This window comes from Candidatus Baltobacteraceae bacterium (assembly GCA_036559195.1).
GTDB lineage: Bacteria > Vulcanimicrobiota > Vulcanimicrobiia > Vulcanimicrobiales > Vulcanimicrobiaceae > JALYTZ01.
This window is the reverse complement of record DATBTN010000057.1, coordinates 1-15,167: the sequence shown is the minus strand read 5'-3', so window position 1 is coordinate 15,167 and position 15,167 is coordinate 1. Positions and strand designations below refer to the sequence as shown.

General features: G+C 63.1%; 15 protein-coding genes. 1 reads left to right on the top strand and 14 read right to left on the bottom strand.

Going from position 1 to position 15,167, the window contains the following annotated elements; all coding sequences use genetic code 11:
* The 13 genes from VIG32_08255 to VIG32_08195 are packed head-to-tail and all read right to left on the bottom strand — an operon-like array spanning position 1 to position 12,909.
* Positions 1–1,440, bottom strand: coding sequence for an NADH-quinone oxidoreductase subunit M (locus tag VIG32_08255; GenBank protein HEY8297997.1), 1,440 nt, complete (start codon positions 1,438–1,440; stop codon positions 1–3).
* Entirely contained in the window at positions 1,440–3,419 is a 1,980-nt protein-coding gene (gene nuoL / locus VIG32_08250) for an NADH-quinone oxidoreductase subunit L (protein HEY8297996.1), read from the bottom strand. Before nuoL ends, VIG32_08255 begins: the two co-directional genes overlap by 1 nt.
* A 2-nt stretch (positions 3,420–3,421) precedes the next feature.
* Positions 3,422–3,739: an NADH-quinone oxidoreductase subunit NuoK gene (gene nuoK / locus VIG32_08245; protein HEY8297995.1), complete on the bottom strand. Its 318-nt coding sequence runs from the start codon at positions 3,737–3,739 to the stop codon at positions 3,422–3,424.
* Positions 3,739–4,356 carry an NADH-quinone oxidoreductase subunit J gene (locus VIG32_08240; GenBank protein HEY8297994.1) on the bottom strand — a complete coding sequence of 206 codons (618 nt, stop codon included), beginning with the start codon at positions 4,354–4,356 and terminating at the stop codon, positions 3,739–3,741. The genes nuoK and VIG32_08240 overlap by 1 nt, the downstream gene beginning before the upstream one ends.
* Positions 4,353–4,952: an NADH-quinone oxidoreductase subunit NuoI gene (nuoI, locus tag VIG32_08235; protein HEY8297993.1), complete on the bottom strand. Its 600-nt coding sequence runs from the start codon at positions 4,950–4,952 to the stop codon at positions 4,353–4,355. The genes VIG32_08240 and nuoI overlap by 4 nt, the downstream gene beginning before the upstream one ends.
* A gap of 1 nt (position 4,953) precedes the next feature.
* Positions 4,954–5,934, bottom strand: coding sequence for an NADH-quinone oxidoreductase subunit NuoH (gene nuoH / locus VIG32_08230; protein HEY8297992.1), 981 nt, complete (start codon positions 5,932–5,934; stop codon positions 4,954–4,956).
* A 1-nt stretch (position 5,935) separates the two neighbouring features.
* On the bottom strand, positions 5,936–8,224 hold the full coding sequence (locus VIG32_08225) for a molybdopterin-dependent oxidoreductase (protein ID HEY8297991.1): 2,289 nt from the start codon (positions 8,222–8,224) through the stop codon (positions 5,936–5,938).
* Positions 8,224–9,507 carry an NADH-quinone oxidoreductase subunit NuoF gene (gene nuoF, locus VIG32_08220; GenBank protein HEY8297990.1) on the bottom strand — a complete coding sequence of 428 codons (1,284 nt, stop codon included), beginning with the start codon at positions 9,505–9,507 and terminating at the stop codon, positions 8,224–8,226. Before nuoF ends, VIG32_08225 begins: the two co-directional genes overlap by 1 nt.
* Positions 9,507–10,238 (bottom strand): NAD(P)H-dependent oxidoreductase subunit E, encoded by a 732-nt coding sequence (locus VIG32_08215; protein HEY8297989.1) that lies wholly within the window; start codon positions 10,236–10,238, stop codon positions 9,507–9,509. The genes nuoF and VIG32_08215 overlap by 1 nt, the downstream gene beginning before the upstream one ends.
* On the bottom strand, positions 10,235–11,449 hold the full coding sequence (nuoD, locus tag VIG32_08210; GenBank protein ID HEY8297988.1) for an NADH dehydrogenase (quinone) subunit D: 1,215 nt from the start codon (positions 11,447–11,449) through the stop codon (positions 10,235–10,237). The genes VIG32_08215 and nuoD overlap by 4 nt, the downstream gene beginning before the upstream one ends.
* A 2-nt stretch (positions 11,450–11,451) precedes the next feature.
* Entirely contained in the window at positions 11,452–12,060 is a 609-nt protein-coding gene (locus VIG32_08205) for an NADH-quinone oxidoreductase subunit C (protein HEY8297987.1), read from the bottom strand.
* Positions 12,061–12,085: 25 nt separating this feature from the next.
* Positions 12,086–12,565 carry an NADH-quinone oxidoreductase subunit B family protein gene (locus VIG32_08200; protein ID HEY8297986.1) on the bottom strand — a complete coding sequence of 160 codons (480 nt, stop codon included), beginning with the start codon at positions 12,563–12,565 and terminating at the stop codon, positions 12,086–12,088.
* A complete protein-coding gene (locus VIG32_08195) occupies positions 12,556–12,909 on the bottom strand; it encodes an NADH-quinone oxidoreductase subunit A (protein ID HEY8297985.1) in 354 nt (117 codons plus the stop codon). The genes VIG32_08200 and VIG32_08195 overlap by 10 nt, the downstream gene beginning before the upstream one ends.
* Positions 12,910–13,029: 120 nt before the next feature.
* Here VIG32_08195 and VIG32_08190 point away from each other — a divergent pair, with 120 nt between their 5' ends.
* Entirely contained in the window at positions 13,030–13,491 is a 462-nt protein-coding gene (locus VIG32_08190) for a carboxypeptidase-like regulatory domain-containing protein (protein HEY8297984.1), read from the top strand.
* Between the two features lie 10 nt (positions 13,492–13,501).
* On the opposite strand, the gene VIG32_08185 is transcribed toward VIG32_08190, so the two are convergent.
* Complete coding sequence (locus VIG32_08185) at positions 13,502–15,097, bottom strand: Na+/H+ antiporter (protein HEY8297983.1); 1,596 nt, start codon at positions 15,095–15,097, stop codon at positions 13,502–13,504.
* Positions 15,098–15,167: the final 70 nt, after the last annotated feature.

Below are 15,167 nucleotides of genomic sequence, written 5' to 3'. Positions count from 1 at the left end.
TTAACGGCGCTCCGCTTCTGCGAGTTGGGACGGGTGACCGTGAAGGCTGCCGGCGACGGTGGGCGGCGCAAGCGCGCTCGAGAGCACGGCGTGCGGGTTAATTCCCAGAACGACTAGCGCCGCCAGCAGCGGCGCGAGAGCGAGTCCTTCAATCCACGTAAGGTCGCGGCGCTCGGGAAGATCGACCACTTCGGGACCGTTGATCATCCCCTGCAGCAAGCGCAAGATGTACGCTGCCGCGATGACGATCGGCACGAGCGCGATCAACGCCGGCCACCACAAACCGCCTCGAAAGACCCCGGTTAAGATGACGATCTCTCCAGCAAAGCCCGCGAGACCGGGCAGACCGAGCGCGGCCAGCGCGGCGATGGTGAAGGCGCCGGCGAGGCGCGGGTTCGCCCGGCCGAGTCCGCCGAGCCGCACGAGCGATCGCGTATCTTCGCGCTCCTCGATGTAGCCGAGAACCAGAAAGAGCGCCGCGCTGAAGAGTCCGTGCGCGACGATGTAGACGATCGCGCCCTCGAGCGCGACCGGATTGAAACTAAAGATCGCGATGAGGATCAAGCCCAAATGGGAGAGCGAGGAGTAGGCCACGATCCGCTTGCCGTCGGTTTGGACGAGCGCGACGTAGGCACCGTACAGCAGCGAGATCAATCCCAGCACGATAAAGAACCATTGCGAGTTGACCATTGCGTCGCGCATGAACGGCAGCGCGATGACGATAAAACCGTAGAGCCCGGCCTTCGATTGAACGGCCGAGACGACGGCAACCATCGGAGAGGGCGTATCGGCGTAGGTTGCCGGCATCCAGGTGTGCAGCGGAAAAACCGGCGTCTTGACCAAGAATGCGAACGCAAAACCGGCGAAGATCCACGGGATCCAAGAGCCGACGAGCTGGTGGCTCGTTCCGATCACGTCGGTCGTTCCGTAGAGTACGCCGAACGCCGCCGTCGCGAGCAGCAGCGTCAAACCGCCGGCAAAATTGTAGATGATGTAGCGCCAGGCGGTCTCGCGGTGCTCGCCCCAGCCGGCGAGCGTAAAGAACACCGGGATCAGCATCAAATCCCAGAACAGCGCGAACGCCACCAAGTCGCGCGCCGTAAAGACGCCGAGCATCGTGCCTTCGAGAATGAGTACGAGCGCGACGAACGAGCGTAGCCGCGGCACGTTGGCTGCGAGGATCGCACAGAACGTACAGAGCGCCAGCAGCAGCGCGATCCAGTAGGAGACGCCGCCGACGTTAAAGTGGAAGTTCGATGCAAACGGGCGCGAGAGCCAACGAACGCTGAAGTCGCCGCCGTCCCGCGCGAAGATCGTCAGCAGGAACGTAACGGCCGCGACGACGGCGCCGATCGTTTTGGAGACCGCGCGGTCCTCCTTCGGCAGCACGAAGAGCAGAAACCCCGCAACGATCGGCAACAGGACGAGCACGAGTGCCATTAGCGCGCACCTCCAAGCAGCGCGTAGTACGCGATAAAGCACGCGGCGCCGAAAACGATGACGAGCGCGTATGCCCGAACCAGGCCCGTCTGGAAACTGCGAACGAGGTGCCCGAGCCAGCGGCTCGAGATCGCGGCCTCGCGTACGGCACCGTCGATCACGTGCGGATCGACGAACCGGCCGAAGATCGTGCCGAGTGCTTGAGCCGGACGCACGAAGACCCAGTCGATCGCTTCATCGAAGTAGTATTTGTTCACGAGCAGCGCGGGAAGCCGCACGCTTTCACTCGCTAGTCGCCCGGCGGCCTGCGCGAGCGCCGTCTTCGTTGCATAGCGGAGGTACGCAATCGCGATGCCGGCGAGCACGACGAGCACGACGATCGCGGTCGTAACCGTCTCGTTAATGGCCGGCACCACGACGATCTCCGCCCGGAACGTATTGGCGAAGAACTTCGACCACGCCGAATTCTCGCCGCCGATCAGCAGATATCCCGCAACCACCGAACCGACTGCCAGCAGGCCGACCGGAAGATTCATGATCCACGCCGGAGCGTGCGAAGCGTGCGAGCCGTGCTCGTCGTGCGGGACGGGCTGACCGGCCAACTCCGGATGACGAATCCCCAGCAGCGATGGATCCACGTCGCCGCGATACTCGCCCAAAAACGTCACGAAGAACAGCCGGAACATGTAGTACGCCGTGATGCCGGCGGTAACGATGCCGGTGACGTAGAGCCAGGGATGCCCGTGCTGCAGCGTCCCGTAGATCACGGCGTCCTTACTGAACGAACCCGCAAACCCGGGAATGCCCGAGATCGCGAGCACGGCGGCGAGCATGCACCAGAACGCGAACGGCATACGCTTACGCAGGCCGCCCATACGGCGAATATCCTGTTCGTCGGCGAGCTCGTGAATGATCAAACCCGCGCCGAGAAAGAGACACGCCTTGAAGAACGCGTGCGTGAAAAAGTGTGCGACGCCGGCTTCGTACGCGCCCACGCCGACGCCCATGATCATGTAGCCGATCTGCGACATCGTCGAATAGGCGAGGATGCGCTTGATGTCCCATTGCGCGATCCCGAGAATCGCGCCGAGCAGCGCCGTCAATCCGCCGATCGTGCCGACGAGCAGCTGGGCGTCGGCGGAGGCGTTCCACAGCGGCCAGCAGCGCGCGACCAAATAGACGCCCGCGGTGACCATCGTTGCGGCGTGGATAAGCGCGGAGACCGGCGTCGGGCCTTCCATCGCATCGGCGAGCCACGTGTGCAGCGGAATCTGCGCCGATTTTGCCGCCGCACCGATGAAGAGCGCGACGCAGACGATCAGCAGCCAACCGCCCAGATTTCCGGCATTGGCAAAGACGTCGCCGAAGCCGAGCGAGCCGACCTTCGCAAAGAGCACGAAGATCGCGAACATGATACCGACGTCTCCGACGACGTTAATCACGAAGGCCTTGCGGGCCGCGGCGACGGCCGAGGGCTTATAGAACCAGAACCCGATCAGGAAATACGATGCCAGTCCCACCAGGCCCCAGCCGACGAGCAACCCGATGAAATTGTCGGAGAGCACGAGCGTGAGCATCGCAAACACGAAGAAATTCAAATAGCCGAAGAACCGCGCGATCGCGTTATCGGCGTGCATGTACCCGATGGAGTACAGGTGGATCAGGAAACCGACGCCGGTGATAATGAGGACCCAAATCAGCGAGAGCGGATCCAAGAGGAGGCCGAAGTCGAAGCCGGGCAGCCACGAAAAGAGCGCCTGATGTGCGCCGACCGTGCCGCCGGCACTCTGCGTGGCGGCACTCCACGAGAACAGCGTCGCAACGAACGAGAGCAAGATCGCCAGACTGCCGAGCCAGCCGGCGGCGCGTTTGAGCTGTGGGCCGAAGGCAAAGCACGCGATCGCTCCGGCGAGCGGCAGCAGCCAAATCAGGAACAGCAGCGGATAACTGCCCGTAACGCCCATGATGTGATGTGTCAACGCTATCCCTTCATCAAAGCGACTTCGTCGACGTCGACGTTGCGCGCGGTCCTAAAGACGGTCACCACGATGGCTAGGCCGATGGCCGCTTCTGCCGCCGCGACGGTAATCACCAAAAAGGCGAAAATATGTCCGGCGTTATTGAGCCACGCTTTGGCAAACGTGAGAAACAACAGATTCGCAGCGTTCCACATAAGCTCGATGCTCATGAGCATGATCAGCGGATTGCGTCGCAAGAGCACGCCGGCGACGCCGATGAAAAAGATCACGGCGGAGAGGCCGATGTAGTTCGCGATCGCGACCGGTAAGGTTTCGGCCATTATTCTTCTCCCGCGCGCAGAACGGCGTCGCGCATCTCGCGATCGACGATTCGTGCCCGCTTCCGGCTGGGCACGTATGGCGTCGCATCGCCGGCGAGCAGCACGACGCCGATGACCGCGACCATCAAGATCAGCGCGGTGACTTCAAACGGAAGCAAATTCGTCGTAAAGAGCGCGCGGCCGAAATCGGCAACCGAGCCGAAGACGTTGGCCGTTCCCACCGGGCCGAGCGCCGAACCGTTCATGCTCGTCGTCGCTCCGGCGGTGGAAGCAAACGCCGCATGCGAGACGCCGTACACCACGAAGCCCAGCGCGACGAGCGCCACGATCGCGGCCGGAATCGCCGCTTTCGGCATGCGGTCCGGCCCGACCGAGAATGCCGCCGTGCCGCTCGAGAGCAAAGCGATGACGAACAGGAAGAGGATTAAGATCGCGCCGCTGTAGACGATGATCTGGATAACCGCGATGAATTCGGCAGTCAGCATGAAGTACGTGATCGCTAAGAACGCAAAATGCGCGAGCAGTCCGACCACGCTGTAGATCGGTTTCTTCGCCGTTACCACCCACATCGCGCTCGCGATGAGCAGCACGGCCAGGATCCAAAAAGCGACCGTCATAACTCGGTGAGTCCTTTACGCTGCGTTTTGAGGATCTCGCCGCGCCACGTTGCGGAGTAGCCCTCCGCGATATTGATCGTCGACTTCATGTCGGCGACGCGGCCGAGATCCGACGGAATGCCGTTGGGGCGCTCGTCCGGCGCGAGGCCGACGCCGGCCTCCGGCGGCACCAGCAGCCGGTCCTTGGAGTAGATGAACGAGCCGCGCCGGTAGTCGGACATTTCGAAGCGCGGCGTCAGCACGATGGCATCGGTCGGGCACGCTTCTTCGCACATGCCGCAAAAAATGCAGCGCAGTTCGTCGATCTCGTAGCGCGCGGCGTAGCGTTCGCCCGGGGATTTGCGATCCTCCGGTGAGTTCTCCGCACCGATCACGGTGATCGCGTTGGCGGGGCAGGCGCTCGAGCACAATTCGCAGCCGATGCAGCGCTCCTTGCCGTCGCCGTAGCGGCGCAATTCGTGCAAACCGTGAAAACGCGGCGCGTGCTGCTTCTTTACCGACGGATATTCGATCGTCGGCCGCTTCGCGAACATGAACTTAAACGTGATGCCCATTCCCTGGAGAATGGCGCCGACGTTAAACAAGTTTTTACGCATTCTAACCCCAGATCGCGACGACGACGGCCGTCCCGATCAAATTGAGCGTCGCTATCGGCAGCAGCACTTTCCAGCCGAAGGCCATCAGGCGATCGTACCGGAAGCGCGGCAGCGTCGCCCGCAACCAGATGTACAGGAACATAAAGAACGCTACCTTGATGAGAAACCAGACGATTCCCGGCACGGCGGAGAGACCGAAAAACGGATTCCAGCCGCCCAGGAAAAGCAGCGTCGCGATGCACGAAACGGTCAGCATATTGATGTACTCGGCAATGAAGAACAACCCAAAGCGCAACCCCGAGTACTCCGTGTTGAACCCGCCGACCAGTTCGGCATCGGCTTCGACGAGATCGAACGGCGCGCGATTCGTCTCGGCGACCGCCGTGATGATGTAAATGAGAAAGCCGATGATCTGCGGCACCACGAACCACAGGCGGGTCTGCGCGTTGACGATGCCCGCGAGCGACGTCGTTCCCGCGAGAATCAGCACGCCGATGAGCGACATCGACATCGACAGCTCGTAGCTGATCATTTGCGCGGTCGCGCGCACGCTGCCCAGCAGCGGGTACTTCGAGCCCGAGGCCCAGCCGCCGAGCGAAACGCCGTACACGCCGATCGACGTGATCGCGAGCAGGAAGAGAATCCCCGCGTTCACGTCGCCGATCGCCCAAACGTCGCCGGGGCGCGGCTCGGAGAACGGAATGATCGCATAGACGGAAAACGCCGTGATCAACGAGATGAACGGAGCGAGCCGGTAGATGAACGTATCCGCAGTGTTCGGCGTGAGATCTTCTTTAAGGATCATCTTGACCGCATCGACTGCCGGCTGCAGCAGGCCCCACGGCCCGACGCGATTGGGTCCCGGCCGCAGCTGCATCCAACCCAACACTTTGCGCTCGAAGAGCATCGCGTAGGCGAAGATCGTGATAACGACCAGGAGCAGGACGGCCGACTTAATTAGAACGAGCAGCCAAATATTCATGCTACGCTCGCACCTCGGTCAAAGCCCCTTTTCGTACGTTCGTTATCGTGGCTGCGGCGTCGGCGCCGAGCGCGTTGGCCGGGTCGTCGGGCAGGCCGCCGATAAGTACCGCCACGCCGCGCGGGAGATTCGGACGCACTTCGACGAGGAGGTCGTGCATCGTTCGATCGCCGCTCGCGAGATCGACGTAATCGCCCGTCTCCACGCCGAACGCTTGCGCGTCAGCGGCGCCGAGCGCGACCTCCGGCAGCGGTTCCAGTTCGGCGAGCCGGTCGTCGTGCGCGATCGTGCCGCCGCCGGCGAAGATGCTGGAATGCACGACGAGGCGCAGGTCGCCGCCCGTTGCCGGGTGCGGCGCGCCCCGACCCGTCGCAAACGCGGCGTCGCCGAAGGTGAAGTGTTCCGGCGATCTCGCGAGGTGCGTTATCACGGCGGCGTCGAGTTCTTCGTGTGAGGGCAGCGCGACCCCGAGACGCGCCGCGAGCCCGGCGATCATTTCGAGATCGGAGAGTGCGTCGTCGGGCGCGCGCAATTCCTGCGCCGCGTTGACCGGCAGCACGTCGCCCGCAAGGTTGGTCGTCGTGCCGTTCTTCTCATACGCGCCCTTAGCGGGGAGCACGAGCGTCGCCGCCTTCGCGGTCGCCGTCATGAAAAGTTCGCTCACGACCACGAACGGCGTCTTGGCGAGCGCTTGCCCGATCGCCGGACCGTCGGGGTAATGCAGCGCGGGGTTCGCACCGAAGATCGAAAGCACGCGCAGCTTTCCCGCGCGCGCGTCGGCAATCATCGCGTGCGTATCCTTGCCGCTTTGGACGCCGGCATAGCCCGGCCCGAACGACGGGTGCATGCCCATCGCCTCCGCGCCGCGCGCGTTGCCTTGCTCGCCCGTGACGTATGCGAGCACGGCGATTTCCGGCGGCAGCGCATCCACGAGCGCTTTGCCGAGCGATCGGTCGACTCCGTCCCAAACGATCGCAACCGTTCGCGCATTTTTCGGGAGCGCGCCGATTGCGTCGGCGATCGACGCGGCCTCGCTGCAGGCGACGCCGATCGGCGGCGCGATCTCGAGCGAATTCACGCGAATCAGCTTCGCGCCGCGTTTGACGGCTTTGCGGATGCGCAGATCCATCACCGGCGCCCGCTGCGCCGGCGACTCGCCGATCACGACGATCGCGTTGACACCCTCAAGGGCGAGCAGCGACCCGCCGTTGCGCCCGGGCGTTGCCTGTTGCTGGCGGCCGGCGCGCCAATCGAGATTACCGACACCCTTCGCGCGGAAAACGTGCTGGAGCAGATACGCTTCTTCGTTCGTCAAACGGCCGCCGCCGATGACGCCCACCGCCGACGGATCGGCGGCCAGGATCGCCTTGGCCCAAAGCTCGAGCGCGTCGTCCCAGCCGATCGGTACGAATTCGCCGTCTTGCTTGTAAAGGGGCTGCGTTATGCGATCGCCGCCGGCGTAAAAGCCGACGTTGTAGCGTCCGCGATCGCAGAGCCAGGTGTCGGAGATCGCGTCGTCGGTTTCGACCGACATCGTTCGCGCAACCACGTCGGCGCGCGTGTCTACGAATTGCTGGCAGCCGACGCTGCATTGCGTGCACGACGTCTGGGCGCGCTTGAGATCCCACGGGCGCGATTTGAAGCGGTACGTTTTGGAGGTCAGCGCGCCGACCGGGCAGAGCTCGGTGACGTTGCCCGTGAAGTCGTGGTGGTACGGGTCGCCGGTCGCGGTGGCGATGATGTTGCGCACGCCGCGATCTTTGAGCACCAACTGCTGGTCGCCCGTGATGATGTCGTCGAAGCGCACGCAGCGCTGACAGACGACGCACCGCTCTTCATCGAGCACGATCGTCGGACCGAGATCGACGGCTTTCGGTTTGCTCGCCTTGGCATCGGCAACGCGCGAGGCGCCTTGGCCGTAGGCCATCGCGTAGTCTTGCAGATCGCATTCGCCGCCCTTGTCGCAGATCGGACAGTCCAGCGGATGATTGACCAAATAGAGTTCGAGCACCGCGCGGCGCCCGTCGGCGGCCTTCCCGCTCTCGGTGTGCACGATCATGCCGTCGGTAACCGGCGTGTTACACGCGATCTGCAGTTTCGGCATGCCCTCGATCTCAACCAGACAGATGCGGCACAGACCCGCCGGTCCCATCTTCGTGTGATAGCAATAGACCGGAATCTCCCGCCGAATCTGCTTCGCCGCTTCGACCAGCAGCGTGCCTTTCGGCACGGCCACCGCAACGCCGTCGATCGTGACGGTGACGTTTTCTACTTTAACCTGCTCCGGCATTATACGCTTACCGTTTCTTTGACTGAGGGCGCCGCGGCCGCTCGAAACACTCGCGCCTCAAATTGTTCGGGGAAGCGCTTGAGAACCGACGCGAGGAACGGTTCGATCGAATCGCCGAGCGCGCACAGGTTGATGCCGGTGATCTCGTTGCTGACCTTGAGCAGCATGTCGTAATCGTCGCGCAGCCCGCGATGATGGAGCAGGCGCTCGAGAACCGTCTCGAGCCAATGGCCGCCTTCGCGGCACGGCGTGCACTGACCGCACGATTCGTGCGCGAAGAACCGTACGAGATTGAACGCCGCCTTCACGAAGTCGGTCGTGTCGTCCATCACGAGAAACGCGCCGGAGCCCAGCATCGAGCCCGCCTTCGCGATCGACTCGTAATCGTACGGCAGGTCGAGGTGTTCTTCAAAGATGCACGCGGAGGAACCGCCGCCGGGCTGCACTGCCATCAGCTTGCGCCCCGGCCGCAGCCCGCCCGCGATCTCGATGATTTCGCGCACGGTGGTGCCCAGCGCCATCTCGTAGTTGCCGGGATTGCGCACGTGACCGCTGACCGAGATAACTTTGTAGCCCTTGCTGCGCTCGGTGCCGACCGAAGCGAACCACTCCGCACCGCGCTCGAGAATCGGGACGAGGTAGCCTAGCGTCTCGACGTTATTGACCACGGTCGGCATGCCGTAGAGGCCCGCGACCGCGGGAAACGGCGGCTTCAGGCGCGGCTCGCCGCGTTTGCCTTCCAGCGAATTGAGCAGCGCCGTTTCTTCTCCGCAAATGTACGCGCCCGCGCCGCGATGCACGGTCACTTCGAGATCGTATCCCGTGCCGAAGAGATTCTTGCCGACGAAGCCGGCTTTGCGCGCCGCCTCGAGCGCGTCCATAAAGATTTGATACCCGCGCTTGAACTCGCCGCGGATATAGATGAACGCATGATGTGAGTTAATGCCGTACGCGCCGAGCAGGATGCCCTCGAGCACCAGATGCGGCGTCTCCTCGAGCAGCATGTGGTCCTTGAACGTGCCGGGCTCGGCCTCGTCGCAGTTGCAAACCAAATAGCGCGGGCTGTCGTTCTTTGGTAAGAACGACCACTTCTTGCCGGTCGGAAACCCCGCTCCGCCGCGGCCGCGCAGGCCGGATTTGTCGCAGAGGTCGAGCACGTCCGCCGGTTTGAGTTCGGTCAGCGCGCGCCGCAGTTGTTTGTAGCCGCCGCGCGACCGATACACGTCGATATCGCGCAGGTTGGCCTCGCCGATCCCGGCGGTGAGTACTTTAACGACCGGCATTACTCTTCGATCACCTTGGCAATGATGGGATCGGCATTGGCGAGCCGCTCCCGGGTGCGTCCGCGGAAGCGTTCTTCTTCCAAGACGATGCGGTCGAGCATGATGACGCCGCTCTTGTCGAGCCCGCCCGCGTTATTCGGATGACTGACGTCCTCGGCGCCCGCCGATTTGCCGCCCATCGAAACTTGGCCGTCTTGTGCCACGCTCCACGTCCGTTCGGGCTTCGCCGTCTGCACCATGGGCGCGACCGCATAGCTGCCCGCACGCATCGCCTCGAGCATCTCGTCGATCATCTGCGGTGTGAGACTGTAAACGAACTCGAGATTGACCTGCATGCACGTCGGCTTGTCGCAGGCGGCCAAACACTCGACCTCCTCGTACGAGAAGAGCCCGTCGTCGGTCGTCTGCAGATGACCGATTCCGAGTTTCTCGCGAAAATAGGCCATAACGTCGTCGGCACCGTCGATCGTGCAGGCCAGTCCCCGGCAGACTTGCAGCACGTACTTCCCAACCGGCTTGCGGAAGAACAGCGTGTAGAACGACACGGTCGATTCCACCACCGCCGGCGAAAGATTCAAGAAGTCGGCCGCGGCGCGCATCGCCTCGGGACTGACGTAGCCTTCGCGTTCTTGAAAGAGGTGCACGATCGGCAAGAGCGCCGAGCGCGGCTCTTCGTATTGCGCGACGATCGCTTCGCACTGCGGGCGCAGGCGTTCGTATCGGTCGATCATCGGTCGACCTCGCCAAAGACCGGATCGAGCGAACCGATCATCACGACCAAATCCGCGATCAGGTTTCCGGGAGCCATCCCGACGAGCGCTTGCAGGTTGTAGAGCGATGGCGGACGCGTCCGCACGCGATACGGGCGATTGCCGCCGTCCGAGACGATGTAATACGCCAACTCGCCGCGCGGCGATTCGATCGCCTGATAGACGTCGCCGGGCGGAACGCGAAAGCCCTCGCTCACGATTTTGAAGTGATGGATCAGTGCCTCCATCGAGAGCGCGATCGTCTCCTTGGGTGGTGCGGCAATCTTCGGATTGTCGGTCATCACCGGGCCGGGCTTCTCCAGCCGCTTACGAACTTGCTGCACGATGCGATAGGCTTGATCCATCTCGTCCAACCGAACGAGAAAACGCGCGTACGAGTCGCCTTCTTCGCGGGTCGGAACGTCGAACTCGTAGCTCTCGTATCCGCTGTACGGAAAGGCTTTGCGCACGTCGTACGCCACGCCGCTGCCGCGCAGGCTCGGGCCCGTGAGGCCCCACTGCAGGGCTTCTTCCGCCGACATAATGCCTACGTCGACCGTGCGGTCTTGCAGGATGGGATTCTTCTGCAACAGCCCGCGCAACTCGCGCATGCGGACCGGATACTTCTTGATGAACGCATCGAGCATATCCATAAATCCGCTCGGCAGGTCGCCGTTGACGCCGCCGACGCGAAGGTAGTTCGGATGCATGCGGGCGCCGCCCGAGACCTCCTGCATGTCGAGAATATTCTCGCGCAAATCCAGACAATAGAAAATGCCGGAGAGCGCGCCCAAGTCGATCGCGTGCGTGCCGAGCCAAAACAGATGCGATGCGATACGCGTGAGTTCGGAGAAGAGCACGCGAATCTGCTGCGCGCGTTCGGGAACGTCGCCGGTCACGCCTAGCAGTTTCTCCACGCCCATCACGTAACAAAACGCGTTGTTGCTCGGCGAGAGATAATCCATCCGTTCGACGACGGTCTGCGCCTGCGACCAAAACAAATTCTCGGCGGTCTTTTCGATGCCGGTATGAAGATAGCCGATTTCGGGATCGGCTTTGGTGACGTTTTCGCCTTCGATCTCGAGCATGATCTGCAGCACGCCGTGCGTGGAAGGATGCTGCGGACCCATCGAGAGCACCATCGAGTTGCCGTCTTGCGAGACGATCTCCGGCGTGAGCGGCGTCGCACTCATGGTCATTGCTTCGCGTCCTCATTGCGAACGCGCGCGATCTGCTGCTGCAGCGCCTCGAGCGTGCGGCCCGACGGCGGCGTCCCCGCCTGGACGTTACTCTTGAGCGCAAACGACGGCCGTGGCGACCGTTCGCGCGCGGGCCCGCGCAGCGGATAGTCCTTGCGCAGCGGATGACCCTCCCAGTCGTTGGGCATCTGAATGCGCCGCATATCGGGGTGCCCTTCGAAGGTGATGCCGAAGAGATCGTAGACCTCGCGTTCGGCGTAGTTCGCGTTCAACCACAGATCGGTCGCCGTCGGCAGCGCGGTCTTCTCGATGGGAACGCCGCATAAAATGCGAATCCGTTGCGGAGTTCCGACTTCGGCTACGGTCGCGCGCCGATTGGGCACCTTCAGCAGATGGTAGACGACGTCGAAGCGCGGCACGCGCTGCGGGTAATCGGCCGCACCGATATCGAGCAGCAGCGCGTAGCCCTGGCCTTTGAGTTCGGTCAGGCGCGCGTGCAGCGCGGCCGGTTCGATGCGTTCGATGTGGGCGTCGTCGATCGGCGGGCGTAGGCTCGTCGGATCGATCGCGAGTCCCGTGATCGACGGGGTTTGCGTACTAGGCATGTAGTGTAGTGTTCTCGCTCGTCTGTTAAGCGCGCGCCAGCAAGCCGCCGCGGCCGCCTTCGCGAATCTGTTGTTGGATCAGGTTGACCGCATAGAGCAGGCCGTCGGGCGTGGGGGGACAGCCCGGCACGTAGACGTCCACGGGAACGATCGTGTCCACGCCTTGGACGATGGCATAGTTATCGAAGACCCCGCCCGAACTCGCGCACGCACCCATCGAAATGACCCATTTGGGATCGGCCATCTGATCGTAGAGCCGCTTGACGATCGGCGCCATCTTCTGCGCGACCCGTCCGGAGACGATCATGAGATCGGCCTGACGCGGCGACGGACGAAAAACCTCCGAGCCGAAACGAGCGATGTCGTATTCCGCCGAGGTCGCCGTGATCATCTCGATCGCGCAGCAGGCCAGACCCATGGTGAGCGGCCAGACGCTCGAACTTTGCGCCCAGCGAACGACGTCGTCGAGCTTCGCCAGCATGAAATGCCCCGGGTTCATCTCCATTGGAAGCCTCCTTTTTTCCACACGTAGGCGTAGCCGACGGCGAGTACGATCACGAAAACGATCATCTCGACGAGGCCGAAGGTGCGCAGCTGATGCATCTGCACCGCCCACGGATAGAATGAGGCCGCTTCGACGTCGAAGATCACGAAGAGCATGGCGATCAAGTAGAACTTGACCGGAAAACGGCCGGAGAGCGCGCCGGTCGGCTCGACGCCGCATTCGTACGCCTTCGATTTCTCGGCATTTGGTTTGCGCTGGGCCAATAACCCGGGCAGCACGCTAAAAAGCAGTGCGGCGGCCACGGCCACGGCCACAAAAATGGCTACGGGAGCATAGGGATTCATCGCTTCTGAAAGTTTTCACAAGCATGTCGCGTTACCCTCGCCAAGCCAAGCGAAAGGCGGCTCCTTCTCCTGCGGACCGGTCACAGGCGCGCTTCCTCGCTAGCTCTAATCTATCAACGTATGAAGTGGCTAGCATTGGGATTCGTCCTCCTTCTCGGCAACGCCAACGGCGGCGGCTGCACCAATCCGAACGCCATCGGCGTTCAGGACTACGGCTCGGTCTCCGGACGCGTGCTCGACGCGACGAACAACCGCCCGGTTCCCAACGCCTTGATCTCGGTCGGCGCGATCTACACGGCGTATGCGGACGCGCAAGGCGGCTTCACGCTCGCCACGATTCCGATCGGCATTCAAAACGTGACGGCGAGCGCTCCCGGCTACTCGCGCAACAGCGCCGACGTTCACGTATTCAAAGGGAAGGACAATTCCGCGGGCTACATTCGAATCGTTCCGGTCGGCAACACCAAACCAACCGCGCCGCCGCCCGCTACCCCCGCTCCGAGCGCCACGCCCGAGGAGGTCCCGGTGCAAACGCCCGCGCCGTCGGAGAGCCCGAGCCCCGCTCCCCAGATTCCCGGCTAACGGCCGCCGGTCACTTCAGCCGCATGTCGGCGAGGTCGAGATCGTATTCGATGTTACGAAAGATCTCGTCGGGAATCTCGCCGGCTCCCCGCAGCGACATGATCGCCGCCCGCTCGGCGTCGAGCGCCTCGCGTTGCAGCCGGTGATCGACGGCGTTGGCTTGCGCCACGTCGGAGCCGTCGCCGTCCAAATGACCGCGCAGATGATCGATGCGATGCTCGTACTCTGCGAGTAATCGCCCCGCGGCCTCCCACTCTTTCGTGGACGTGAATCGCGGTTCGAGCGCGTGCAGCCGCGCGAGACCGGCCTCGAGCGCGCGTACGCGCACCTGCGTCTCGTCGCGTTCGCGCGCGCTCGTTTCCGAGATGCCGAGCCACTCGATGAGCGGCCCCAGCGAGAATCCTTGCAGCACGAGCGTTGCGAAAATGACGCAGACGGTCACGAAGATGATCTCCGAGCGAGCCGGGAACGGCGCTCCGCCCGCAACGGTAAACGGCAACGCGAGCGCGGCGGCGAGCGAGACGATGCCGCGCATTCCGCTCCACGCGATGACCGCAACCGATCGCCACGACGGAATCGGATCCCGCTCGCGCAATCGCTTGCTGAACGCGCGCGGCAGATACGTCGCCGGAATGACCCACGCGATGCGAATGAGGATGACGCACGCACAGATGGCGAGCGCGTCGAGCGCGATCTGCATCGGGTTTCCCGGCAACGCCGCGACTACTCCGCGCAGCTGCAAGCCGATCGCGATAAAGACCGTGCCGTTGAGCAGCAGCACCAGCATGCCCCAAACCGACGAACCGACGACGCGAGTCTCGGAATCGGCAATGCGCGCGGAGCGGCGGCTCAAGTAGATGCCGGCGGTCACCGTTGCGAGCACGCCCGAGACGTGAAGCGCCTCCGCCGGAAGGTAGGCGGCGTACGGCGCGAGCAGGATGACCACGTTGATCAGCAGCGAATCGGCGACCTCGCGTCCGACTAAGAATCGCTGAACGCCTTCGATGACGAACGCGACCAGAAATCCGATCGCGATTCCGCCGAGCGAAACGAGCACGAACGCGCCGAGCGCGTGACCGATCGAAAATGCGCCCGTCACGGCGGCGGCAACCGCAAACCGCAGCACGACGAGCGCGCTCGCATCGTTGACGAGCCCCTCGCCGCTCAGGATCGCGACGATGCGGCGGGGAACCGCCAACCGCGCGAAGACCGCTTCCGAGGCGACGGCATCGGGCGGCGCGACGATCGCACCGAGCGCGAACGCCGCCGGCCACGTCATATCCGCAATCAGGGCGTGCGCGATTGCGCCGATGACGAGCGTCGATGCCACGACCAATCCGATCGCCAGAAACCCGATCGGCCGCGCGTTGCGCTTAAACTCGAACCAATCCGTCGACCACGCCGCGCTAAAGAGCAGCGGCGGAAGCACGATCAAAAACACCAGATTCGGCGCCAATTCGATCCTCGGCAAATCCGGAAAGAACGCCAACAACACGCCGCCGATCACAAACACCACCGGATACGGCGTATTGAATCGCTTCGCAATCACCGAAAGCACGATGATCGCCGCCAGCAACCCAAACAACAACAGCGGCAAATGCCCCATCACCACCACTCAAACATCAACAAACAAACACCCCAAAAAATCCACGCTTCGACAAGCTCATGCTTCGACA